This window comes from Halothiobacillus neapolitanus c2 (assembly GCF_000024765.1).
Lineage (GTDB): Bacteria > Pseudomonadota > Gammaproteobacteria > Halothiobacillales > Halothiobacillaceae > Halothiobacillus > Halothiobacillus neapolitanus.
Genome location: NC_013422.1, coordinates 2,313,571 through 2,338,399 on the forward strand (window position 1 = coordinate 2,313,571; position 24,829 = coordinate 2,338,399).

The 24,829-nt window shown below is 56.0% G+C and carries 23 protein-coding genes and 1 pseudogene; 11 read left to right on the top strand and 13 right to left on the bottom strand.

What is annotated here, in order from left to right; translation table 11 throughout:
- Window positions 1–43: 43 nt before the first annotated feature.
- Window positions 44–694, bottom strand: a pseudogene (locus tag HNEAP_RS13005) (alpha/beta hydrolase).
- Window positions 695–798: 104 nt separating this feature from the next.
- Between HNEAP_RS13005 and pdxH the strand changes: the two are divergent.
- Both pdxH and HNEAP_RS10740 read left to right on the top strand, forming a co-directional pair.
- Entirely contained in the window at window positions 799–1,476 is a 678-nt protein-coding gene (pdxH, locus tag HNEAP_RS10735; protein WP_012825001.1) for a pyridoxamine 5'-phosphate oxidase, read from the top strand.
- The gene (locus HNEAP_RS10740) at window positions 1,473–2,171 is read left to right on the top strand and encodes a uracil-DNA glycosylase (RefSeq protein ID WP_012825002.1); all 699 of its coding nucleotides are present in this window, start codon (window positions 1,473–1,475) and stop codon (window positions 2,169–2,171) included. The genes pdxH and HNEAP_RS10740 overlap by 4 nt, the downstream gene beginning before the upstream one ends.
- 7 nt (window positions 2,172–2,178) lie before the next feature.
- On the opposite strand, the gene radC is transcribed toward HNEAP_RS10740, so the two are convergent.
- Window positions 2,179–2,850: a RadC family protein gene (gene radC / locus HNEAP_RS10745; protein WP_012825003.1), complete on the bottom strand. Its 672-nt coding sequence runs from the start codon at window positions 2,848–2,850 to the stop codon at window positions 2,179–2,181.
- Window positions 2,851–3,001: 151 nt separating this feature from the next.
- Window positions 3,002–3,232, bottom strand: a complete 231-nt coding sequence (locus HNEAP_RS10750; RefSeq protein ID WP_012825004.1) for a hypothetical protein — start codon at window positions 3,230–3,232, stop codon at window positions 3,002–3,004.
- A 306-nt stretch (window positions 3,233–3,538) separates the two neighbouring features.
- On the opposite strand from HNEAP_RS10750, the gene exbB reads away from it, so the two are divergent.
- The 3 genes from exbB to HNEAP_RS10765 are packed head-to-tail and all read left to right on the top strand — an operon-like array spanning window position 3,539 to window position 5,212.
- Window positions 3,539–3,979: a TonB-system energizer ExbB gene (gene exbB, locus HNEAP_RS10755; RefSeq protein ID WP_012825005.1), complete on the top strand. Its 441-nt coding sequence runs from the start codon at window positions 3,539–3,541 to the stop codon at window positions 3,977–3,979.
- Between the two features lie 7 nt (window positions 3,980–3,986).
- Window positions 3,987–4,382, top strand: coding sequence for a TonB system transport protein ExbD (exbD, locus tag HNEAP_RS10760; protein WP_012825006.1), 396 nt, complete (start codon window positions 3,987–3,989; stop codon window positions 4,380–4,382).
- A complete protein-coding gene (locus tag HNEAP_RS10765; RefSeq protein WP_012825007.1) occupies window positions 4,379–5,212 on the top strand; it encodes a TonB family protein in 834 nt (277 codons plus the stop codon). The genes exbD and HNEAP_RS10765 overlap by 4 nt, the downstream gene beginning before the upstream one ends.
- Here HNEAP_RS10765 and HNEAP_RS10770 read toward each other — a convergent pair.
- Complete coding sequence (locus tag HNEAP_RS10770) at window positions 5,197–5,799, bottom strand: thioredoxin family protein (RefSeq protein WP_012825008.1); 603 nt, start codon at window positions 5,797–5,799, stop codon at window positions 5,197–5,199. The genes HNEAP_RS10765 and HNEAP_RS10770 overlap by 16 nt on opposite strands.
- A gap of 133 nt (window positions 5,800–5,932) precedes the next feature.
- On the opposite strand from HNEAP_RS10770, the gene hemC reads away from it, so the two are divergent.
- From hemC to HNEAP_RS10790, 4 genes are all read left to right on the top strand, one after another.
- The gene (hemC, locus tag HNEAP_RS10775) at window positions 5,933–6,892 is read left to right on the top strand and encodes a hydroxymethylbilane synthase (protein ID WP_012825009.1); all 960 of its coding nucleotides are present in this window, start codon (window positions 5,933–5,935) and stop codon (window positions 6,890–6,892) included.
- A 61-nt stretch (window positions 6,893–6,953) separates the two neighbouring features.
- Window positions 6,954–7,724 (top strand): uroporphyrinogen-III synthase, encoded by a 771-nt coding sequence (locus tag HNEAP_RS10780; RefSeq protein WP_012825010.1) that lies wholly within the window; start codon window positions 6,954–6,956, stop codon window positions 7,722–7,724.
- A 3-nt stretch (window positions 7,725–7,727) separates the two neighbouring features.
- A complete protein-coding gene (locus HNEAP_RS10785; RefSeq protein WP_012825011.1) occupies window positions 7,728–8,960 on the top strand; it encodes a uroporphyrinogen-III C-methyltransferase in 1,233 nt (410 codons plus the stop codon).
- On the top strand, window positions 8,957–10,159 hold the full coding sequence (locus tag HNEAP_RS10790) for a heme biosynthesis HemY N-terminal domain-containing protein (protein WP_012825012.1): 1,203 nt from the start codon (window positions 8,957–8,959) through the stop codon (window positions 10,157–10,159). Before HNEAP_RS10785 ends, HNEAP_RS10790 begins: the two co-directional genes overlap by 4 nt.
- 78 nt (window positions 10,160–10,237) lie before the next feature.
- On the opposite strand, the gene HNEAP_RS12385 is transcribed toward HNEAP_RS10790, so the two are convergent.
- The 6 genes from HNEAP_RS12385 to HNEAP_RS10820 all read right to left on the bottom strand — a co-directional run bounded on the left by HNEAP_RS12385 (window position 10,238) and on the right by HNEAP_RS10820 (window position 17,656).
- The gene (locus HNEAP_RS12385; RefSeq protein ID WP_012825013.1) at window positions 10,238–11,620 is read right to left on the bottom strand and encodes a GGDEF domain-containing protein; all 1,383 of its coding nucleotides are present in this window, start codon (window positions 11,618–11,620) and stop codon (window positions 10,238–10,240) included.
- Between the two features lie 18 nt (window positions 11,621–11,638).
- A complete protein-coding gene (locus HNEAP_RS10800; RefSeq protein ID WP_012825014.1) occupies window positions 11,639–12,499 on the bottom strand; it encodes an endonuclease/exonuclease/phosphatase family protein in 861 nt (286 codons plus the stop codon).
- Between the two features lie 27 nt (window positions 12,500–12,526).
- A complete protein-coding gene (locus tag HNEAP_RS10805; RefSeq protein ID WP_012825015.1) occupies window positions 12,527–13,228 on the bottom strand; it encodes a thiol:disulfide interchange protein DsbA/DsbL in 702 nt (233 codons plus the stop codon).
- Between the two features lie 169 nt (window positions 13,229–13,397).
- Window positions 13,398–14,615, bottom strand: a complete 1,218-nt coding sequence (ccsB, locus tag HNEAP_RS10810) for a c-type cytochrome biogenesis protein CcsB (protein WP_012825016.1) — start codon at window positions 14,613–14,615, stop codon at window positions 13,398–13,400.
- Between the two features lie 73 nt (window positions 14,616–14,688).
- Window positions 14,689–16,791, bottom strand: a complete 2,103-nt coding sequence (locus HNEAP_RS10815; protein WP_012825017.1) for a cytochrome c biogenesis protein ResB — start codon at window positions 16,789–16,791, stop codon at window positions 14,689–14,691.
- Between the two features lie 199 nt (window positions 16,792–16,990).
- The gene (locus HNEAP_RS10820; RefSeq protein ID WP_012825018.1) at window positions 16,991–17,656 is read right to left on the bottom strand and encodes a c-type cytochrome; all 666 of its coding nucleotides are present in this window, start codon (window positions 17,654–17,656) and stop codon (window positions 16,991–16,993) included.
- Window positions 17,657–17,950: 294 nt separating this feature from the next.
- On the opposite strand from HNEAP_RS10820, the gene yihA reads away from it, so the two are divergent.
- Both yihA and HNEAP_RS10830 read left to right on the top strand, forming a co-directional pair.
- Window positions 17,951–18,634 (top strand): ribosome biogenesis GTP-binding protein YihA/YsxC, encoded by a 684-nt coding sequence (gene yihA / locus HNEAP_RS10825; protein WP_012825019.1) that lies wholly within the window; start codon window positions 17,951–17,953, stop codon window positions 18,632–18,634.
- A gap of 178 nt (window positions 18,635–18,812) precedes the next feature.
- The gene (locus HNEAP_RS10830; RefSeq protein ID WP_012825020.1) at window positions 18,813–21,440 is read left to right on the top strand and encodes a GGDEF domain-containing protein; all 2,628 of its coding nucleotides are present in this window, start codon (window positions 18,813–18,815) and stop codon (window positions 21,438–21,440) included.
- Window positions 21,441–21,476: 36 nt separating this feature from the next.
- On the opposite strand, the gene HNEAP_RS10835 is transcribed toward HNEAP_RS10830, so the two are convergent.
- From HNEAP_RS10835 to HNEAP_RS10845, 3 genes are all read right to left on the bottom strand, one after another.
- A complete protein-coding gene (locus HNEAP_RS10835; protein ID WP_012825021.1) occupies window positions 21,477–22,397 on the bottom strand; it encodes a LysR family transcriptional regulator in 921 nt (306 codons plus the stop codon).
- A 22-nt stretch (window positions 22,398–22,419) separates the two neighbouring features.
- Window positions 22,420–23,793: a glutathione-disulfide reductase gene (gorA, locus tag HNEAP_RS10840; protein ID WP_012825022.1), complete on the bottom strand. Its 1,374-nt coding sequence runs from the start codon at window positions 23,791–23,793 to the stop codon at window positions 22,420–22,422.
- 168 nt (window positions 23,794–23,961) lie between these two features.
- Window positions 23,962–24,699 (bottom strand): glutathione peroxidase, encoded by a 738-nt coding sequence (locus HNEAP_RS10845; protein WP_012825023.1) that lies wholly within the window; start codon window positions 24,697–24,699, stop codon window positions 23,962–23,964.
- Between the last annotated feature and the right edge of the window lie 130 nt (window positions 24,700–24,829).

Below are 24,829 nucleotides of genomic sequence, written 5' to 3' on the forward strand. Positions count from 1 at the left end.
CTCAAGCATTGCTTTGCCATTGCCCGCTCTTTGAAGTGGGCTTTTATTTTGGCTGAGCGACCACGCTTGCAAGGAACTGAGACATATCTTGCATTTGCTCGGGGCAAATCTGATGTGCCATTGTGTAGAAATGTGTTTCAACGCGCTTGGCGCCGGCAGCGTTCAACACATGCGTCATGCGTGCAGCCGAGGCAACGGGCACGACATCATCCTGCTCGCCGTGGCCGATAAAGATCGGCATCGATTTGCGGTCTTCCGGCAACATGAATTGATCCGCCGCCGGTAACTACGTGGAGAGCAACAAAACGCCAATCGGCGCACGCTTGACCGCACACGCTGCGCGCAAGGCGATCACCCCGCCCTGAGAAAACCCCGCCAGCACGCAAGGGGCGGTGCCAACCTTGGCATCGATCAGGGCCGCGATCCGCGCCACCGAGGACGCAATTCCCATCTCATCCACCGGCGCATCTCGATCCAGACCATAAATGTCAAACCAACTTGGCATAAGATAGCCGTTGTTGATCGTCACGGGCGCGACGGGCGCATCGGGTGCATGCACCGCGAATTTCCGCTCAGGCAATGCCGCATCTTCACCCAGACTCTCCCCAAGCATTCGACCAATGGGCGCAAGATCGTCGCCATTCGCGCCCAATCCATGCAGCAAAACAATGTGAACCGTGTGATCCCCTATCATCTGTTGCTCCGCAGAAAATTGAGTCAGTAAGCTTACCCCACCGCGAGTGACGCTGTGCTATACACTTTTGATTACGACACCGGAATCCATCCAAGGAGCACAACATGACCCCACCTCAAAAGACCCCCACGCAGGATGTGGGCGAATTTGATCATCGCGCCACGCGGCGCGACTTTGTATTCGGTGAATTGCACCGCAGCGATTTGCTGGCTGATCCTGTGCTCCAGCTCGAACAATGGCTCAACGCAGCCAAGGAAGCAGGCAATTTCGACGCCACCGCCATGTGCCTGTCCACGGCCACCAAGGAGGGTCGCCCCTCGGCCCGCTACGTTCTGCTCAAACATCTGGATACGCGCGGCCTGTGCTTTTACACCGACAGCCGCAGCCGCAAAGGGCAGGAGCTGGCCGAAAACCCGTTCGCAGCCCTCACCTTCTACTGGCCGGAAATGGATCGACAAGTGCGCGTAACCGGCCGGATCGAACGCCTGCCCGATGCAGACAACGAGGCGTACTTCAATCAGCGGCCCATCAAATCGCGGATTGCAGCGGTGGCCTCGCATCAAAGCCAACCAATCGAATCCAGAGCAGCGCTCGAAGAACGCTTCAAGGCAGTGGAAACGGAATTCCCCGAACAAAACGTACCCCGCAACCCGGCATGGGGCGGCTACCGCTTGATGCCGGATGAGTGGGAATTTTGGCAAGGGCGGCGCTCGCGTTTGCATGATCGTTTTGTCTACACCCCGGAAGGTGAAGGCTGGCAAGTGCAACGCCTGATGCCATGACCGACACGCCACAACACACCGCGATGGAGTCGAGCTGGCAAGCCCAGCTATCAACCGTACTGAACTCGGAACCCATCAACCGGCTGCGGGATTTTCTGCGCGAGCAATTACGCTGCGACACGCCGCTTCTACCGGCCAAAGTCGATTGGCTCAATGCCTTTACTGCCACGCCATTCGATAAAGTACGCGTTGTGATTCTGGGCCAAGACCCCTACCCCACGCCCGGCCACGCCCACGGCCTGAGTTTCTCGGTACGCCCCACAGTCCGGCCTCTGCCCAAGTCGTTGATCAATATTTTTCAGGAACTGCGTGACGATCTTGGCATTGAAAACACCTGCGGCGATTTAACGCCTTGGGCCGAACAAGGTGTATTGCTGCTCAATGCCGTACTCACCGTTCCGGCCGGGCAATCGGCTGGGCATCAAAACAAAGGCTGGGAAGTGCTGACCGATGCTGCCATCGAAGCGCTGGCCGCACGCGAGAAGCCGGTTGTCTTTGTGCTTTGGGGTGTGTTTGCGCAGAAAAAGCGGGCATTGATCGAGCCGCATAATCAAGACAAAAGACATCTGATTATCCAGAGCCCGCACCCTTCGCCGCTCTCAGCCTATCGTGGTTTTTTCGGCTCACGGCCTTTTTCAAAAATCAACGCATTTCTGGAAGAACGCGGCGAGCCGCCCATTGACTGGCACACCTGAACGCCAATCAAATCATGCCCAGCTCCGCCATCGAGGTGCAGCGATCACCTACGATCATATGATCGAGCAAACGAACGTCGATCAGATTGAGCGCATCGCGTAACCGCAGGGTGATCTCCCGATCAGCCGTGCTGGGTTCGGCAACGCCCGAAGGGTGGTTATGCGCCAGAATCACGGCCGCAGCGTTATGCCGCAACACCGCCTTGACGACCTCGCGCGGGTGCACCGCCGACTGATTAATGGTGCCGTAAAACAACCGCTCGAAGGCCAACACGCGATGACGCTGATCAAGAAACAGCACCGCGAATACCTCTTGCGCCGCATCACGCAACTGCGCCTGTAAATACCGGCGCGTAGCCTCCGGGCTGTCGATCACCGCACCTTCTGCCAGTTCTTCGGCGAAATGGCGTCTCGCCAATTCCAAAACCGCCTGAAGTTGCGCGAATTTGGCATCGCCCAATCCTTTGGCCTCTGTAAAGTCTCGCCGCGAGGCGTTCAGCAGACCACGTACACCACCGAAGTGCGTCAGTAAATCACGCGCCAAATCCACCGCAGAACGTCCGGCGACGCCGGTACGCAAAAAAATGGCGAACAACTCGGCATCCGATAACGCCCCCGCGCCCTGCTTGAGTAAGCGCTCCCTTGGGCGCTCATCTTCCGGCCAGTCCGTAATCGCCATGGGTACCCTCCGATTCGAACAATAAGAACTCGATCATAATCAGGTCACTGGTAAACGGACAGTCATTGGGGCGATATCGCGAGGATCTCTTTATAAATCAGATAAAAAAACGCGCCTGTTTAGGCGCGCTTGAGTCAGGAGAAAACAGGGCTTAGCTCTTGGTGCTGTCAGCCTTGTCTCCGTCTTTCTTGTTATCTTGCTTCATGTTGCCGCCGCAAGCACCGGCACCTCCGCAAGACATTTCAGCCAGTTGCATGGTGGATTGCTGAGCAGTCTGGCTGGCAAAAGGGGTTTGGCCCGCAGCAAAGGCGGAGCCTGCCAGTGCGGCAGCGGTAATTACGGTTGAAGCAAGCAGGGTTTTCCCAGCGGCACGAGTTTTCATAATCTACTCTCCCAAAGAAACAAAACATCTGAACACACCCACCCAACCTCTACGCAGACTGAGCGCGCATGCAGCAGCACAAACAACGCAAGTTGGAGTCGGCTAATCAACATTAGTTCATTGTGGCCACACTTTCCAATCTCGCCAGATCATCGTCGTTATGCTTCGGAGGCAAAATTCATCATCGGAACGCATCAAACGAATGATCAGGAGCAACGAGTCAAATCCCACACCGCGGGTTTCTTCGTGATTTGATAAACTGAACTCGACCCGCCTAGACGGCGGCGCGGCAACACGGAACCCTCCATGATCGACTTTCTACAAAACGGCCTCGATGCCATTATTTTTGGGGTGCTGGGTTTGATGAGCCTGATTCTTGTTTGGCTCGGCATCGAACGACATCTGTTCTATCGCCGAGTCGATCTGGCGCAATATACTGAGCCGGAGTCGCTGAATATCGCGCTCACCCACAACCTGACGACGCTCTCGTCCATCGGCGCTAATGCGCCCTATGTCGGGCTTCTGGGCACCGTCCTCGGTATTTTGCTGACCTTTCATCAGCTGGGGACGAGCGGACAAATCGCCGCCAACCAAATCATGCTGGGATTGGCGCTGGCATTGAAGGCCACCGCGCTCGGGCTGGTGGTCGCCATACCGGCGATTCTGATCTACAACGGTTTTTTGCGCCGAATCGATGTATTGACCGCGAGATGGACCCGCATGCAACGCGAACGCACGGGGCAGTGAGGCGAGCATGCGCCGGTTCGATCAAATCAATGTCATCCCGTTCATCGACATCATGCTCGTGCTGCTGGCGATCGTGCTGACGACCGCCACCTTCATCGCGCAGGGGCAAATTAAGATCAGCCTGCCCGAGGCCCAATCCGCCGCACCGGCCAATGGCGAACCGGCTATCGTCATTACGCTGAATGCGGCTGGTGATGTTTTCGTCGATGATCAGGTCACCACGCTCGATGCGCTCAACGCGAAGCCGGATACGTTGAAAAAAGACCAGGCCATTGTGTTCCGAGTCGATAAAAAAACGGCTTTCGGCCAGTTTGTCGCCGTGATCGACGCGCTGAAAAGCCGCGGTCTGGATCATCTGACCATCCGTACGACTTCCGCTTCTGATGCCACGCCGCCGGCATGAGCCCATCTCGCACGGGATTTGTTATTTCGGCCCTGCTGCACGCCGCGCTTGTTGGCGTTGGGCTTTATTTTTGGCTCAAACCGACACCGCAAACCGATGGCAGCAAGGAAGTCGTCGTGCCCGTATCGCTGGCCTCTTTTGCGCCCGCCACAGCAAAGCCAAGACCGCAGCCCACCGAGCCGGCGCAAAAACCCATTGATAAGCCAGAACCAGAAGAGGATGAGCCGCTAAACCCGTCGCCCGGCGCCAAACCTGAAGCAGAGCAAATCCAAAAGCCAGAACTCAAACCAGAACCTAAGCCTAAACCTGAGCAAAAAAACGTAGCGAAGAGCGTTTCAACGCCAAAGCCCAAACAGACGCATCAGTCAGCGCCACCAAAGCCCCCCGCGCCGAAAGTGCATAAGACGCCAGCGGCACCTCATCCGACAGCCAGTGCGCCCCGCATGCAGCCGTCAACAGAGCAACAGCCAGAAAGGCAGGCCGAGTCGGCTCCACCGCAAAATCCGGCGCCAGACGGCACGACGCCCGATGAGCTTGACCAGATCAGATTGCAGTATCAATCGGCGCTGGCCGAAGCCATTGAACGGGAAAAATTCTACCCATCACTGGCGCGACGGTTGAATCAGCAAGGCTTGATCCGAGTCGGTTTCACCGTGCTGGCTGATGGCCGCATCACGAATATTCACCTGGTGGAGCCTTCTGCCGCCACGGCGCTGAATCAAGGCGCGATCGAGGCCATCAAGCGCGTCGGGCAATTCAAGCCCATACCGCCCGCACTGGGCATACAGTCGATGGACTTGAACATCAGCCTGATTTACAAGCTGCGTTGATCTTTCTTTTTGCCATTCTTTTCATTGGGTATGCATTTTTCAGGATCAGGGTTTTTGGCGCAGGCTTCGGCCAGCTCGATTCCCTGCTGAAAGTAGTACGGATAGAAATCCTGCACGGTCACCCCATTGATCGGATCGCCGATTTCCTTGCCATCCGGCCCGAAGAACGCAACCACAGGCACCAGATGAACCCCCATCCGGTCGGCGAAATGCCGATTGCTTTCTTCTTTGCCATCACGATCCAGAATGGAACCCTCGGCATCGATTTCGATTCGACGGACGATGATTTTTCCTTGATAGGCCGGATCATTCACCATGGGCTGAATAAAATTTTCATCCACCCACTGACAATAACCGCAATAACTGGCATGAATGAACAGCAGCATCGGAATTTTGCGCTCCTTCATGCCCGCCAGATCACGGGAAACATCACTCAGGTTTTCCATAAAGGGCAGGTCAATCGACACCGGCGGCGGCGTTTCTCCCGCGGCAACCGGCGTCCGTGCCTGAGCAAAGACCTGCGGTGTGAAAAGGCCGCACAACACCGCCAAGGCCAACAGTCGCACAACAAGAAAACCTCGACGCATAAATTACTCCCGCTCAACCATTTTGTTTGTGTGACGATTATAGTCACTCCGAGCCAGAACATCCCGCCCAGAACATCCCATCGATGGCCGTTCTTGGGTACCATAGAGCCCACTGTTTACTGGAGAAAAACCCATGACGCCTACCGCCCCTTCCGTTGATCTGATTCGCATCGCCACGCGTGAAAGCCCACTGGCGATGTGGCAGACCGAGTTTGTGGCGGACGAATTGCGGCGATTGCACCCGGGACTTCGGGTAGAGCTGGTGAGCATGACCACGAAAGGCGATCAGCTTCTCGACAGCCCGCTCGCCAAGATCGGCGGCAAGGGCTTGTTTGTCAAAGAGCTGGAGCTGGCGCTCATGGATGGCCGCGCGGATATCGCCGTGCATTCCATGAAAGACGTACCCATGCGCTTCCCCGATGGGCTGGAACTGATCGCCATCCTTGAGGGTCATGATCCCCGCGATGCCTTTGTTTCAAACGAGTACGAATCGCTGGCCGCCCTCCCAGCCGGCGCGGTGGTCGGTACCTCAAGCCTGCGACGGGAAACCCAGATCCGCTCGCGTTATCCGCAGTTGGAAATCAAAATGCTGCGTGGCAATATTCAGTCACGCATGGCCAAACTCGACCGCGGAGATTACGACGCGATCATTCTCGCCGCCGCCGGCCTCAAGCGTATGGGCTACGATGCCCGCATCCGTGCCGAACTGAGCCCGGAAGAATCACTGCCCTCTGTCGGTCAAGGCGCACTGGGCATCGAGGCACGGTCGGATGATGCCGCCATCCACGCCCTTATTGCACCACTGATTCATGCCGCAACCACCACCCGCGTGTTGGCTGAGCGTGCGTTTAACACCCGTTTGAACGGCGGCTGCCAGGTACCCATCGGCGGGTATGCCATGTTGCAGGACGACGGCAATCTGTGGCTTCGCGGCATGGTCGGGCGCCCGGATGGCACGCTCACCCTTCGCGATGAAATCACTGGTGCGGCGACTGAAGGCGAAGCACTGGGCGTTGCACTGGCTGAACGGATGCTGGCCGCGGGGGCTGACAAAATCCTGGCCGAAGTCGGTATTCATGCTGATCCGGCCTGATCTCACCTGACTCATCATCATTTCAAACCATGTGTACCATCAACCCCACAACGAAGAAACGATGACCAGCGGCTCGCCACTCACCATCGGATTGACCCGCCCCGATGGTGCCAATGACGAACTGGCCAAAGCCATATCGAGCCTGTTGCCAGATGCAACCTTGCTCAACTGGCCACTGTTAACTTTCGCGCCGATACCCGAGCGACAAAAAGCACTATCTGCCATGGCTCGCATTACCGCAGGTGACTGGGCCATCTTCGTCAGCCCACGTGCCGTTCGTTTCGCCCATGATCTGCACGATCTCACCGCATTACCCGGTCTTCATTGGGCCGCCGTGGGCGATACAACGACTGCCGCCATCCAATCTCTATTTTCAGACCCGCCTCAGGTTCATCGCCCGTCCAGCACTCAGGATTCCGAAGGTCTGCTGGCCAGCCTGCCGATCGAGGCGATGCGTGGACACACCGTCTGGCTGTTCCGTGGCCAGACCGGACGCGAAACGCTGGCAGACACCCTGAGGCAGAACGGCATTACCGTCATCCCCGTTCCGGTGTACCGCCGAAACTGCACCCGTCGGCCGGCGCATTTGTCGGCTTTACCCTCGACCTGGGTGATCACCGCACCCGAATCGCTCCGATGCCTGCGCCAGCTGGCCGACACCTTGGAGTCTGCCGAAGATCGCGCGAGACTGTTACACTGCAACCTCGTTGTCATCAACGCACGAACAGAAGCCCGCGCGCGGTCGCTGGGCTTTACAGGAGCCATCGTGCGTGCCGAAGCCCCCGATGATGCGGCCTTGGCGCGTGCTTGCGTCGTTTTCAAGCAGGATTAGCGCATGACCCAGAAAAAACAGCATCCCGATGCCCCGCCCATTCCGGCAGAAGATATTTCGCCTCAAATGCAAGAAGCCAATGACGTTATCGACGAGGGCGCGCCGATGCCACCGGAGGAAGCGGCTGTTGTCGTTCGTCGCGCCTATGGCTACTGGTTACTGACTTTGTTCATCGTTTTCACCGGCTCGCTGGTCAGCGCCTCCTGGTACGGCTGGAAACTATTCCAGACCAATGCAGGCCGCTTGGACAGCCTGATGGCGACCCAGCACACGGATCAACGGACGCTGAGTGAGTCTCTAAAGGACACTCAAGGCAAACTGGCACAGTTGAATGAACAACTGACGGCCCAAGAGAAAAAAACGGGCGCGCAGCTTGCCCAAACCCAAACAGAAACTCAGCAGGCAACGAAGGCACTGCAAGGCCGATTGACTGCGGTCGAGAAGAATCTGGCTGGCATCCAAAACCGTCTGGGGCAGGGCGAACGCGCCTGGAAGGCTGCTGAAATCGGTTTCCTGCTTACCCGTGCTCAGGAACGCCTGAGTATCGCTCAGGATCCTGCCGGAGCGGCTGTTGCACTCAAACTGGCCGATCAGCGTCTGGCCGCACTCGCCCTGCCGCAGACCTTGCCTGTTCGGGCAGCAATCAGCGATGCGCTGGTTGGACTGCGCAAAGCAGATGATTTTGATGCCGTCGGCATGGCACTGAGCCTGCGGCGCGCGGCAGAAAATATCTCAAACTGGCCATTGATCGGCACCCAACCTGAGTCCACCGCAACAGCACCCAAGGTCGCGACTGCGGCAGAAGGCACGGCGAGCAACAGTTCAGCAACCGAGCCTTGGTATATTCGCTGGCCGCAGTTCGTCTGGCACCCTGTTTCCGAATGGTTCAGCCGACAATTCACGTTGACCCGCAGCGACGAACCCGTCAAGGCGAGCGCGCGCGTCAGCGACGATCGTGAAACCCGACTCTGGCTGACGGCAGTCCGCGAAGGTCTGCTCTCGCGCGACATGCACCGGTTGATGCCGTCCATCGTCGAGGCACAAGAATGGATCGCACAGCATTACGCGACCGATGCCCCCGACGTCCATCACACGCTGGCAGAACTCAAGCGAACCCAGGATTTCTATGCGGGTCGCCAATGGCCGAGCTTCGCTCCCATCTTCAAGGCTTGGGCTGCGGCAGGCATTGAAAATACGGCACCAACAGCGCCACACACACCGGAGGTGCAGCCATGAAACGTTTCGTGCTGATCCTGATTATTCTGGTGCTGGCTGCTGGCGCAGGCTTCTATTTCATCCGTGACCCGGGCACAGCCGACATCGCGCTGCTGGGCTGGGATCTGCAAACTTCGGCTTTGGGCCTTCTGGCGTTGATCATCGTTGGATTTATTGTGCTGGCGATCATCTGGCGCGTCATTTCCGCCGTGCTGAAACTCCCCTCACTCTGGCGTCGACGATCCGCTCGTCAGAAACAACAAGCCGCCGACGAACAGGTCCTTCGCGCCTGGGCAGAACTCGAACGGGGGCGCTTCTCTGTGGCAGAAAAGCTGGCACGCACGCGCCTGAATGAGGCCAGCCTACCGCCGCTGAATTACGTCATCGCGGCAGATGCGCTCATGGCCCAAGATGAAACCGCTGCCACGCTCAGCCTGCTGGACGAAGTACGCGCTTCTTTTCCACGATTTGCCGATTTCCTCTCCCTGCACATTGCCAATCGCTTCCGCCAACAGAAAAACTTGGCGCCGGCACTGGAGCTGCTGCAATCGCTGGCGGCAGCCCACCCTAAGGACGAGGCCATCGTCTGTGCCTTTGCCGAAACGCTGTTCGAAGCAGCGGACTGGGAAAAATTGCGGACGCTAATGCCCGCATTGCGGCGTTTGAAGTGGTCCGGCCTCACGGAACAGGACGTTCAACGCTATGACCGCGCCGTGTACGGCGGGCTGATTCAGGAGGCGGCGCGCCATAAGCAAACCGCCGAATTGGCGGCGATATGGAATGATGCACCGAAAAGTCTTCGCCAGGATGACCTCATGCTCGCCTCGCTGGCGAACTCTTGGCTGACGTTAGGGCAGCCCGCCGAGGCTGAACGCATATTGGAAACAGCACAGGATCAGCAGTGCACACCCGCATTGTTACATCATTGGTTGGCGTTACCGCCCGCTGATCCTGCTCGTGCAATCGCACGCTTCAACCATTGGGCCGGCCAAAGCACTTGCCAGCCAGATAAGAAACTTCTCGCCTATGCCAACGCACGGTTGGCGTGGTTAAATGACGACACCGAAGGAGCCAAACAGGCCCTCGCCCCTGTCTTGGGCGATCACCCCGATATACCTAGCCTCAAACTGGCGGCACAAATAGCGGAACATGAGCGCGACAGCACGCAAGCCGTGATGTATTACACCAAAGCATTCGAACTGATGGATATGGAAAAGTGAGCGGGGTATAGCAAGCGTTATGCTGAATCTATCTCGGCTTGGTTGTAGTCGCGCAGCCCATCGACCGCGATGAACAACTTACCGCTTAGAATGCGACATTTCTGTACGATTCCGGCCATTTGATTTGGCTCGATACAGGGCCTCATCGGCCCGGGCCATCACGCTTTCAATCGTTTCACCCGCACCGAACTCGGCGACACCGCAGGATAAGGTGATTTTCAGCGGCGTGTCCTTAAAGCGGAAAGCAGTGCCCGCCAGCTTTTCCCGAATGCGCTCCAGCACGACGAACGCTTGCTGTAAGTCTGCTTTCGGCAGCACCATCACAAATTCCTCGCCTCCATAGCGCGCGACCATGTCCACATCGCGGATCAACTGACTCAATGTCTTCCCAACGACGTGCAAGGCCTTGTCGCCCGCTTGGTGGCCGAAGGTATCGTTAACACGCTTGAAATAATCGACATCCCAAAGCGCTAGGCATAAAGGTGTTTTCTCACGCTGCATCCGGGCCGCCTCGAGCGCTACACGCTCATCGAAGGCCAAACGATTCGGCAATCCGGTGAGAGTATCACGCAACATTTTCTGTGTGCTGGCAACCAGTTGCTCGTGCAGCACCACACGCGATGCTTCGAGCTTAGCGATGCGCTCACGCATCTGGTTGTTTTCCAACTCGACCGCGGCAAGACGCTTATCTTCCATCTTGCGAAACGTATCGATCTGCTCGCTGATCCGTGCCACTCGCTGACGAACGACACGCTTTAGTTCATCCAGATCGGTCGCATCGGAAACGGTACGATCAATGTGCGACACCTGCTCGGTAACCGCGTTACCCAAGGCTTCCTGAACCTTGCGTTGCGTCTCGATATCGCCGAGGTTGGCGAGCGTGTGTTGATCGATTTCGGACAAGGCTTCCGTTAGCTGCCGCAGGAACTCGGTCAACTCGTTTTTTTCATTTTCGAGCGCGCGACGCATGTCGTTGATTAGCGTGGCCGCACGATCGATCAAGATGGAATTCAGGGTCTTGTCTTTGGGATTATTCAAAATAGCCAGGAGCTTTTCGCGTCGGCCCTCCATCGACTCGGTGAAGGCCACCCGTTCCAGTAACAGCGGAAGAAAATCCCGAACGTCCACACGCTCGGCCGCTTCGTCGTTACTCAACGCCTCTTCGCGATCCGGGGTCGGATCACCTGCTTCGATGGCTCGAATGGCTTCGGCCAGATGCTCGATTCCCGGTTGAATGCGGGCCACAGGCAGCGGTCCATCACCGATCTGGCGCATGAGATCGCGCAGCGCCTGACTCTCTTTGGCCAGAGTGGGATACGCTTTATCCACCGCAAACAAAACTCGGTTAAGCAGGCTACGCAACAAACTCTGCTGGAGTTGCTCGCTGGTTTCAAGCGAACTGAACTCATCCAGCAACTGTTCGTATTTGGCGCGGTAATCCGTTTTTGCCGAGTCGTTCATCGGTAATCCCTAAGCCGCTCAGGAGGCCTTCGACGATAAATAATGGTTGGAAACAGGCGGTAATTTAATCTGCATCGACAGGGGCGCATGATCCGATACACCATAGGTAAGCGCATCCACGGATTCAATCTCGATATTCTCTGAAACCAGAATATGGTCAATCGCGCGTTTGGGTTCCCAGCTGGGGTAGGTCAACGGTGGGGCAAACGGCAGTTTAAGACCCGCTTCCAAACAGAGCCGTTGCAGATCGCGATTATTGGGCGTGCAGTTGAAGTCGGCCATCACGATATTGACGCCATCAAACTCCCGGCAGCGCGCGATCAGGCGATCTAGTTGCGCTCGTCGAGCCCGATCACTCAAAGAAAGATGGCTTACCTGGACCCGCACACGCTGCCCATACCAGTCGAAGTCGGCCAGAACGACACCTCGGCCTGGAATCCGTGCGGGCAAGGCATAACGCTCGATATGATAAGGTTCGACCCGCGAGAGCATACCCAGCGCATGTTGCCCCCAGTGCCCCAGGTCGCGATTGATGCGCGTCGCCCAGAACGGCATGTTCGAGCGCATCGCCAAGTATTCGATCTGATTCAAAAAATGACTGCGCAGCGAACCGCCATCGGCTTCCTGCAAACCGATAAGATCGAACTGACTGAGTAACTGCGCAATATGATCGAGATTCTGCATCCGTTTCGGAAAGGGCAGCACATGTTTCCACCCATTCAGCACATAATCACGAAAGTTGCGGGTGCCAATACCGGCCTGAATGTTATAAGACAATAGCCGCAATGGACGCAACGCATGGGTGGATGGCACCTCGGATGGCTGCTCACCCGCTTGCGACGCCGGATTTCGAGATGGAACGACCCGATACTCAGGCATCAACTTGTCCTTTTTGCGCAATGCTCATCACGATTTGGCCTTCTTCTCCGCTTCAATCTTGGCGATAAGCGCATCGACGATCGGCATCATGGCTTCATTACTTCCCGCCATATCGCCGGTCACCAGATACTTGCCATTGACTAGCATCGCTGGCACACCGGTCACACCTGCATCTTGAGCGACAACGCCCGCTTGACGCACGGCATTATCGACACCAAAGGAATCGTACATTTGCAGGAATTTGTCCCGATCGACTCCTAAATCCGCATACATATCGGCAATCTGGTCGCGGGTCACCGGACGGATGTGCTTGACGTGGATGTCGTTGAACACCTTCAAGTGCGTCTGGGGTAAAACACCCATGAATTTCGCCGCATAAAAGGCTTTGGTCAGCGGCACCCAGCCAGGGGTCAACGGAACAGCATACGGTTCGAAGTCCACATTAGCCGGCAATGTTTTGCGCCATGCCTCCAGTGGGTGCTCAAGATGGAAGCAATGCGGGCAGCCATACCAAAACATCTCCTGCACGAGAATCTTGCCATCAGATGGGGGCGTCTCATCGGTAATTACGGCGCGATAGTTCACGTTTTCTTGTAATGTCACCGGCTCGGAAGAGCCTGCTGAGGGTGCCGCCTGAGTCATGGGTGAAACAAGCAAAGCACCCAACAACCCCAGTCCGAGCCAACGACGCAACAAAAAGCTCAACCGGAAAAAACCCGAAAACGACATACGAAACTCCTCTTTTTCACACACGATGAACCGGCCCTATTCAAATGACCGGACCAGCTTATCCACTCAAACGATTGTACGGCATAGACACTAAAATTGAGCGAGCGTTCGTCCTTCGTCATAAAAAACCCCGCTTGAGCGGGGTTTTATCTCGAACGATGTTACGAACTCAGAGCTTGCCGTACGAATGCAGGCCGGAGAGGAACATATTCACACCAAGGAAAGCAAAGGTAGTCACCAACAATCCGGCAACTGACCACCAGGCCATGGCGGTACCGCGCCAGCCTTTGCTCAAGCGCAGGTGCAACCAAGCGGCGTAGTTCAACCAGACGATCAATGCCCAAGTTTCCTTTGGATCCCAGCTCCAGTAACCACCCCAGGCTTCGGCCGCCCACATAGCGCCGAGAATTGTTGCGATGGTAAAGAAGGCAAAACCCAACGCGATCGACTTGTACATGATGTCGTCCATCACCGCCAAGGAAGGCAGGCGATCGTTGACACCATCACCACCCATCTTCTCCTTGATGAGGTAGGCAACGCCGACCATCGCGGAGATGGCGAAACTGCCGTATCCGATGAAGTTCGCCGGTACATGGATTTTCATCCACCAGCTCTTGAGTGCGGGCACCAATGGCTCGATGGTATTGGCGGCCTGCGCGAACTGGTACCACATCAGGAAGGCCAGCGCAGCGGTCACCACCGTCATCACGAAACCGCCGAGTGCGCGGGTCTGGTAGCGGCGCTCGTAGTACAGATACAATAATGAGGTGAACACACTGAACACCACGAATACTTCATAGAGATTACTGACCGGAATGTGGCCGTAATCGAAGTTGATCAGGTACGACTCGCGCCAGCGGGCAAAGAAACCGATAAAGCCCATGGCAATACCGCTCCAAACCAACGCACTGCCCACTTTCTCGACGAACGCGGATCGACGCCACATTCCGAAGAAATAGGTGGGCATGGCCAAGGCAAACAGCGTCACCATCCACATGGTAGCGGCCGGGCTGGACAGGAAAAACTTCAAGAAGAAATGACCTTCTTGAATCTCGTGCAGCTTGACACGCCCTACCGCCTCGCCGCCCGGGGCAAACAGACCGTATTGATACATCGTGAACAGGGAGACGACCGCCACCACGCCCACGAGCCAGCGCGTGGCGGGCCAGAGCCAGCCCAGAAAGCTCGCGCCGATGGCAAAACCGAACAGCATACCGATCTGAGGGCCCCAGAGGTATTCGCGGTAGTGGTAATAGACGAACACGGCCGCAGCCAGCGCGATCAGGGTGTAGAGAACATCTACGATCCCGATGCGTCGACTCGGTGATTTGTTCAGCTTAAGCGATGCATCGAGCATCGGCATCATGTGTTCTTTAGGCACAGACATTTCAAGTAACTCCTAAAATCGGAAACAATTCGAGCCACATGGCTATCGGTTAACCCGGCAGGACGGCGTCGTGCTATGCCGGTCTTTCACTCTCTGAAGGTTTCGACTCCGTAGCGGCCATAAGTTCACTGCTGAACACCGCAAAATCCTTGTCAAAATCAATGTTTTTACGAATATCGGACCCGGCAAGCAAAATTCTGGTGCCCTTATCTTCAGGTTTCAGCAATACCCATTGCCGACGGTAGTGAATGTAAAAATTCATGAAAATACCGAGAACAAGCATGATCGACCCGATGGTAACCCAGATGGCACCCGGCGCACGGGACACTTCGAGACCAGTAGACTGGATCTGCTCAAAACTCCTAGGCTGCACAAAAATGGGCGAACCGTAGGCTGGCAAGGCGGAGATGGCATCCATGGCATCATCAAAGAATTTAGCATCTTTATCGGTAAATTCTTGCTTTCCATCCTGGGCTGCCAATGTTTCCAGGAAGGCACGCTCAAGCACGGAGCGAACTACACTGATCGATGCTTGTTCTGCCTTTTTCTTGGCATCCGGGCTTAACTTGCGTTGAGCCAGCGCCGTTTCGATTTTCTCCTGCATGGCAGGGAAACCCTTTTGAACAAAGATGTGGACCAACTCGGCAATCGACGCGCTGGCCGATTGTGTCACCTCCTGACTGGACAGCGTGCTCTTGCCATCGATAGATGCACTCACGTCACCGATCAAGCTCGCAGCGATCTGCTGCATTTTCGCCTGATTAGACAACGTAGCCAGGTACGCCATAAAAGTGTCAATCGATCCTTTTTGATCGGCTGGAACGTACAAATATTGCTCTTGACCGCCAATACTTCGCTTCACGCCACTCAGGAAATACTGATGGCCCTTGAAGCTAATCGGCAGGAAGTAGTTCTGGTATTCAATGGCTTCACCCGCTGCGTTACGCAGCTTGAACGTCACCGATGGGCCATAGTTCTTCTGGTGCACCACGCCTTTATCATCCATCACCGGATTGATGTTGTACATCCTGAAATCGGTGAATTCGAGCTGATAATTTTGGTTATTGAAATCAAAGCGTTTTTTGTCGAAAACGGCTGAATCGATGGGCTGTGCAACACCGGCTTTGCCTGACAATTGCCAAGCTTCCATCTTCAATTTCGTTCCGCCATCGCCGAAACTCGACTGAAAAATGTTGTACCCCATGTAGTGAAGCGGGTGATTGACTTCGATGGTCTTGGTGATTTCCTGTCCCGTTTCCTTGTTGGTCAAGGTCACGTTCGACATATACGACTTGGGCATGCCGGTGTCGTAATGCTCGATGGCGAATTTATTTACAAATATCTTGAACGGCAGGTTCTGAACAACGTATCCATCCTTAAGGCCGATGAACACCACATCGCCCCATTTGTGTTCTGGAATGTTCACCGTTCCACGGAACGCCTGCAAGCCACCAACAGGGATCTTACTTATGGACGGCACTTCACTGACGGGAATATTGGCGGTTTCAACCTTGACCATGCCCAGCGTATCCATCAGCTTGAGCTGCATTTTGCTGTCGAGCAGACCACCGAGCAGAATCACGATAATCCCAAGGTGCGTCAGTACGTAACCGATTCGGTTCATACCCCCTTTGCGCCCGGAAATCAGAATTTCGTGCGGCTGGGTCTTCACTCTACTTTTGAATCCCGCCCGCTCAAGGAGCGCCTGTATGGGTGCGACCAGCGACTCGGGTTTGGCATCCGATTTCATATCCACCTTGTGCGCAAAGGCACGAAGCGACTTTTCCTGGGCATTCAGGCGGAAACTACGGATATCACGCATGAACGCGGGCGCATTGCGTGCCACGCATGATGACGTAGACGCCACCAGAAACAGCAGGATGGCGACAAACCATGTGGCAGAGTACACATCGTATAAAGACAGGTTACGGAATACGGCAAACCAGAACGGCCCGAACACATCCAGATAATTATTGAAGGATTCGTTCTGCTTGAGCACCGTGCCAATGACTGAAGCGATGGCCAGAATCACAAGAAGCGTGACCGCGAGGTTCATCGACGTCAGCCAAAGCAGGATGCGCTTGGTAACACCCTGCGATCGCACTTTAGCGGTGCTCGGTTGGTCACCTGCCGACTTGGGCGGGTTCAGCTCAACTGATTGGGAGGTATCGGACATGCGCAGCCTTTAAAAAATGGGATAGGTAATCGTTGTTCTTGGTTGCCCCAACCGCGGGGTGTATAGCTAAGAAGAGTTTTTCGAGTGGCGATTGAGGCACAAGTTCCCGAGTCCAACGGTCGAGTATTTAAAAAAATAGGCATCCGAGCGGTCGGAGCACCGGCGGACGCAGTTCGTTTGCGGCAAAATCAAACAAAAACTAACGGAAAGTTGCGATATGTTGAGCCACGTCCTTGATGTCATCGTCGCTCAACTTGCTGGCAATACTGACCATGATGCTTGCGTGCTCAGTTTTGCGCTCATCCTTGCGATACGCTATTAGTGATTCCGTAATGTACTGCGGCGTCAAGCCACGAAGCGCAGGAAATCCAGCCGGCTGATTGCCCTGCCCTTGTGGCCCATGACAGGCTGCGCAGGCTGCCACTGTGTTCGAGTGGCCGCCAAATTTCCATAAATGCGCACCGGGGATGGAATCTTCTGTCGATGCCGCTTTCACCACTCTTTTCTGTGCAGCGAAATAGGCAGCCAAATCCAAGATTTGCTGGTCAGTCAATGCCTTGGCTTGTGGGCTCATCAGGGCATTAACGCGATTGCCGTCACGGAAGGCGTGCAGTTGTTCCGCGATATAACCAGCCGGCTGACCCGCGATGGAAGGAAACGTGGGCACCATGCTATTGCCATCGGCACCATGACAGGCGGCGCATGTTTTACTGGCCTCGAGCCCAGCTTCCACATTACCACCCGCCAGAGCAACAGCGGTTCCCGTCAACGTGATGCCTAAACCAAGCACAATAGGCAATGCGGCACGACGGAACAAAAGCGCCACGACGGGCAAACGCGATGAACTCAAACCTGATCGACTCATGGGGCACCTGTTCTAAAGTCTATTCGGAAAACGTCCGGCCTCACGGCACCGGAAACCGAGCACACGCCGACCTGGTGGGCGGCAAATTCGTCGCGGCACACGCCCCGACCCAAACTGTGAAACAATGTCACGCAACTGTGACCCTGCCCACTAAAACATACTCAGTTTAGCAGCGATAAGCCCGGGGCGGGATTCGGATTGATCAATACCCCTCTAGACGGGGTTTATTTATACCTGCAAGTAAGCCGCGCGACTGTTACCGCGCGGCGCGTTCACGACCCGGAGCCGGATGTAATGATGGATTTTAGAACAGCTTATTTCATCAAAAGCGCTCCGTCGCCCAAAGAACTGACGGCCGACTTTGGCGCAGAAGTAGCGTTTGCCGGGCGTTCAAATGCCGGAAAATCGACCGTACTCAACGCGCTGGTCGGACAAAAAAGCTTGGCCAGAACATCCCGCACGCCCGGTCGCACGCAGTTGATCAACCTTTTTGGCCTAAGCGATGAAAGCCGCCGACTGGTGGATTTGCCGGGCTATGGCTACGCGAAGGTGCCTGAAGCCATGCGGCGACGCTGGGGCGAGGCACTGGCCGCCTACTTTGCCGAACGCCGTTCTCTGGCTGGCGTCGTTGTCATTATGGACATTCGCCACCCACTTAAGGAAACCGATCGCCAGATGATCGAATACGCACAGGATCGACAGCTACCGGTGCTGTGCTTGCTGAACAAGGCCGACAAACTGAGTCAAAACGAAATCAGTAAAACCGTTTTTGCCCTCAAAAAAGAGGCATCACTTGCAGCCGTCCATTGGCTGCCTTTTTCCGGCTTGCGCGGTAGCGGGGTTCCCCAGGCCCGCACTATTCTGGATGAATGGCTGAACTCTGGTGGCCTACCATTTCCCCCCGAACTGTCGCTGGAACAGAACGACAATCAAACCGCCGACTCGCCATCACGGCCCACACAGCCCGGCGGCGATTAATAATATTTTGATTTTTTAATACACCCGCAGAAAGTCTGATTCCACGCAAAAATCGTTTTCATTTATCCTTGATTGTTACACGAACATTTCAGTTCGGCACAGGACAGCCGCGCTTGATCGGGCGAAACGACGCGTCCGATACGATCCAGGCAAAACGCGTTTAAGGAAGTTGACATCAATGGGGCGATGGTTACGTTCGATTCGGCTACTGATCGTGGGCGCCGCCCTAGCGGTTTCCGTTCTGGTTGCCGTCGCCATGTATTGGGCCACCACCGGTGTTTTCGAACGCACGGTGCGTCAATCTGCCGTTGATATGTCAGCCTCGCTGGCCGACGGCACCTTCAATGCAATGTATCAGATCATGCGGCAGGGATGGTCCCGGGCGCAACTCGACGAATTTCTGAAAACGATCCGTGCCCAAAGCAATGATTCCAGTGCCCGCATCGAGTTATACCGCGGCAGCAAGGTGATTGCGCTCTTTGGACAGATTGAACAGCCTGATCCAGACGCCCTGGTGCTATCTGCTTTTGCCACAGGCAAAACCCAGACACAAATGCACAATGGGATGATTCGGTATGACCGCCCCCTGATCGCCGAAGCGCAGTGCCTGAGATGCCATACCAACGCCAAGGTGGGCAATGTGCTGGGTGTGCTCTCGATCGCGCAATCTGTTGGTCAGATCACGACAAAGGCACACAATGAGCTTGTCAGCAAGCTGCTGATTATCATGCCGATTCCCCTGCTGGCTGCGCTGATGATTGCGCTATTGCTGGGGCGGCGGATGGGGCGCTCGATTGCCCGACTGAAGAATTCGATCAGTTATCTCGACCGGGTGGAAGATTTGGCGCACATCCGCTTCAGCGATGCGCACACTGGGTTTTCGGAACTCGATGATGTGCTGATCGAAGTCGATGGCTTAACGGACAAAATACGGCATCTAGCAGTTGATCGGAATTTGCTGGAATTTGAAATCCACCTGCTCGAACGGTTTGTCATCACCTCGGATGTGGTGCGGGACTGGCGCCGCTACGTGCGCGATCTTCTTAAAGAAATCAACACGGTTCAGACGGTTCATGGCGTTTTTACCGCTTTTGCGGTTGGCGACCGACCCGCCAATGTTGAGCTATTCTGGTTCGACACCATCAACGAGACGGTCGCTGCAAGCATGAGCCAGCGGGTTAAGTTAATTGTGGGGGAAACCCTGGGGCAGGTTGCTACCGACTTTATCCCCCGCCAGCACAGTCTGGACCCATCCGGCAGGCCCACTCTCGAAAACGCGCGGCAGCTGGATCTGCGCACCAAAGAGATCACCATGGACAACCCGTCCATTCACGGCTTGGTCGGTCTTATTCTGCCCAACACCCAAAACCAGTCTCAGGTCGAGCGCCTCTTGGTCGAGTCGATTCTTTCCACCATGCTCAACGTGGTGGGCTCGGTGCGCGCCATTGAAAAGCATACCGAGGATCTGGAGTTTTACGCCACGCGCGATCCGCTGACACAGATGTATAACCAGCGCATGTTCTGGTCGCTACTGGATTATGAAATGGATCGCGCGCAGCGGCACGGCTACTCGTTTGGCTTGTTTGTCATTGATATCGACGATTTCAAAGTCGTCAACGACAGCTACGGTCACACCTTCGGTGACACTTTCCTGTGCAAGGTATCCGAGTGCCTGCACGATGCCTTGCGCACCGGGGACATCCTCGCGCGCTATGGTGGCGATGAGTTCACGGCCATTCTCCCAGAGGCAGGAGAGAAGGAATGCATCATGGTGGCCGACCGGCTGCTGGCCCGAATACGAAATTTGTCGATGAAAACACCGGATGGACATTCGGTCGGGGTTTCATTGTCTATCGGTATCGGCATCGGCCCGACACACACCGACTCGGCCCGCGGCCTGTTCTCCATCGCGGACGCACAGATGTATCGGGCCAAACTCGCGGGCAAGAATCAATTCGCGCTTCCCAATCCCGATGAGCCATTGGCCGATCTGCACGACAAGCCCATCGAGGATCAGGATATTCTCGAAGCGCTCACCGAAGAACAGCCACCACGCATTTTATTCCAACCCATTTTCGCCATTGGGGATGCCTCGGTCGAACCGCTGGAAAACCTGCTACTCGAACGGGTTGGCATGGAAGTACTGGCACAGCTGAATATCGGCGATCGTTGGGTCATGGCGCGTGATTTTCTCGGCATGGTCGAGCGGCGCGGGCAAGCCGAAAACTTTGATCGCCAACTGATGAAAGCGCTCATTTGCACGCAAGTCGCTACACATTGCAACGGCCTGATCTTCGTCAACATTTCACCCCGAACCGTACGTGCGAAATCATTCCTTGCGGACATCGCGCATCTTATGGATACCGTCGGCATGGCGCGCAGTCGGCTCGTGTTCGAGCTGAACGAGCGCGAATCGCTGGCCGACCTAAACCTGTTCGATCGTTTCATCGAGGAACTGCACGGTTTTGACTTCAAATTCGCGATTGATCAAACGACCCCGGGGCACTGGATTTTCCAACACCTGCGTCGTCATACCGTTGATTATGTGAAGATTAATGTCGACTGGCTCACCAATCGCAGCCAGATCGCCAGGGATCGCGCGTTTATCGACTGCCTGCTGGGTTTGGCGCGGGCGTTGTCCGTCACGATCATTGCGCAGGAAATTGAAACAGCCGAACAGCTCTCGGCCGCGCGGGCAGCGGGTATTTCTTGGGTTCAAGGGGCTCTGTTCGCAGAGGAGATGCCTCTGGCCGAACTAGGCTCATCAGACGATGAACCCACAACAGAGACGGACACCGTTCTGTAACCCTCACCCCGGCTCGACATGCGCCACGAACGTGGATCAGGACGCGAGCTGAATATCTTTGAGCGTCTTTAGTGCCGCCGCACGCGCCGTTTCAATGAAAGCCGCCACATAGGCCTGATCACACTCTTGCTGACGCAACGCGAGGAAAAGCGTCGTATGGATACCGCCCTCGCCCAAAGGACGCGCCACGATACTCCCTTGCGCGAGTTCATCGACGATGGCCCAAGCAGGCAAGGCGGCCACCCCTCGGTTGCTGGCAACCCATTGAGCGATCATCACGGTCAGTTCCGAGCTGCGCGTCGCCGCCGGTTCAACGCCAGCAGGCGTGAGAAAGCGGGAAAAAATATCCAGCCGGTTACGGTTCACGGGATAGGTAATCACCGTCTCACCAGCCAGCATTTGCGGCGTAACGACTTCTTCTGCGACAAAAGGATGCTGCGGTGAGAGCGCAAGAACGACTTCATAGTGAAACAACGGAACAAAACGGATGTCGGGATCATCGATCGGGTCGGAGCTGACCACCACATCGACGAGACCACGCTTGAGGGCATCAAGCGCCTCGAAACTATGAGACAGCGATAAGTCGGTGTCGATGTTCGGCCATTGTTCACGGTAGGCATTCAAGGTGGGCAAAAGCCATGAAAAACAAGAATGGCATTCCAGCGCGATAAACAGCCGCCCCGTATCCCCGCCCGCCAACTGACGCAAGTCGCGGTCGAGGGCATCCATCAAGGGCAACATTTGCGTGGCCGCCTGCAAAAAACGCCGACCAGCGGGCGTGGGCTGCATGGGCCGCGAGCGGCGGGAAAACAGCGTCAACCCATAATAGTCCTCAATCGCACGAATCTGGTGCGACAACGCAGATTGCGTGAGATGAAGCTGTTCGGCCGCCGAGGCCAGCGAATCGCTTTCCGCAACCGCACGCAGGGTGCGCAGGTGACGGATTTCCAGAAACATCAGCAGGTCCGGCTGTACGGTTTCACGCGGAATCTCGCGGCGTTTTCATCGTCACCAGCTCTTCGGAAGACGTCGGGTGGATCGCGACCGTGGCATCGAATTGCGCCTTGGTCAGCCCCGCTTTAACCGCCACGGCAAAGCCTTGCAGCATCTCGTCCGCACCGTCGCCGACCAGGTGCAGCCCCACCACGCGTTGCTCCTCGTCCACGCACACAAGCTTCATTGCGGTTTTGAACCCATGTGCCGACAGGGCATACCGCATGGGCGTGAAGCGCGTCTCAAAGATCGTGACCGCCTGATCACCGAATTCGGCACGCGCCGCCTCCTCGGTCAACCCCACGGTGCCGATCGGCGGATGGGCGAAAACGACGGTGGGGATAGTGTTGTAATCGAGTCTGGCCTGCGCTCGGCCGTTGAACAGGCGTTCGGCCAATTGCCGCCCCGCCGCGATGGCTACCGGTGTCAGTGGTGCCCGCCCGGTGATGTCGCCAATGGCGTACACGCCCGGCACATTGGTGTTCTGGTAGTCGTCGGTCGGGATAATGCCGTTGGGCTGGACGGTGACGCCCGCCGCGTCCAATCCGAGCGCGCGGGTATTTGGCGCCCGGCCCACGGCCCAGATGATTTCATCGAAGGGGCCGAGCTGTTCATCCGCCGCCGAGGTAATAAATTTACCCTCGGCCGTTTCGGTGAGTGCCTGTACGCGAAACGGCAGGCGCATCTCGACCCCCAGCGTGCGCAGGTTTTCGGTGGCGACTTCGCGGATCATCGAATCGAACGGCGCAATCACCGAATCGAGCATGTCGAGCAAGGTGACCTCGCTACCGAATGATCGCAAGACACCCGCCAACTCGACGCCAATGTAACCGCCACCAATCACGGCCACGCGCGCGGGCTGGGCGGTCAGGTCGAAAAACCCATCGGAGGTGATGCCGAGTTCCTTGCCTGGCACCGGCGGCACAAACGGCACGCCACCGGTGGACAGTACGATATGCGGCGCGGTGTAGGTTTGATCGTTCACCGCGACGGTCGAGGCAGAAGTTAATACGCCTTTGCCCTGAATGACCGTGATACCCAACTCGTTTGCGTATCCGCCCCAGTAGCTGCGGATGTTATCCACAAACTGATTGCGACCGGCGACGAGTTTGCCGAAATCGATCTGATCGTGCACCGCGGCAAACCCCCAGCCCTCGGCTTCATGCCGTGTATGCGCCATGTTGGCGGCATACCACATGACTTTTTTCGGCACGCAGCCCAAATTCACGCAGGTGCCCCCCAAATGGGCTGGCTCAATCACGGCGACACGCTGACCGTATTGCACCGCGCGCTCCGCCACGGCCAGGCCGCCGGAGCCCCCACCCAATACAATCAGATCAAATTCTACGGCTGTGCTCATGATGATTTCCTATTGTTTTTCCGTCCCGTGCGCACCTAGGTGACTTACCTTGGGCAATGGGGCGGAACGATGTCGAGAGAGGCCGAAAACGAAACGGATGAACCTGTGTCATCCGCTTGAGTTTCGGTTCAGGCTCGATTTAGCGAACCTGAAACGCTTATTCATGGGTTACTGATTGGCCATTAACCACTCTGCCAGCTTGTCGCTGCCGCCGATCAGTTGGCCGTCAATGAACACCTGCGGAACCGATTCTGAGCCGGTTGCCGCGCGCAGACCGCGCAGATTGACGTGCTCGCCGACCAGAATTTCATCAAATGCCATGCCCGCGTCGCGCAACATGCCTTTGGCACGGGCACAGAATGGGCAAGTGCGACGGGAGAACAGCATGACCGAATGCGGTTTGACTGCATTGGGTGCCAGCCAGTCGAGCATGGTGTCTGCATCGGAGACTTCATACGGGTCACCTTCGACATTCGGCTCGATGAACATTTTTTCGATCACGCCGTCTTTGACCAGCATGGAATAACGCCAGGAGCGCTTGCCGAACCCGAGATTCTCCTTATCGACCAGCATGCCCATGCCTTCGCTGAATTCGCCATTGCCATCCGGGATAAATCGAATGTGCTCCGCGTTTTGATCGGCCGCCCACTCGTTCATGACGAAGGTATCGTTCACCGACAGGCAGAGAATCTCATCCACGCCGTGCTTAAAAAATACCGGCGCCAGCTCATTGAAACGCGGCACGTGGCTCGAAGAGCAGGTCGGCGTGAATGCACCGGGCAATGAAAAAACCGCTACGGTTTTGCCTTTGAACAAATCATCGGTGGTAACGTCCACCCATTGATTGTTTTCGCGCATACGGAATGTGACGTTTGGTACGCGTTGGCCTTCACGATTCTCGAGCATATCGATCTCCTTAACGATTGGTTAGAAAAAAACGATTCCATGATTTGATACGCAAATCATTGAACTGTGATGACAATACATCAAATGGGCACGCCGTTGAAATTGAATGTCCAGATAACTTTGATAGAAA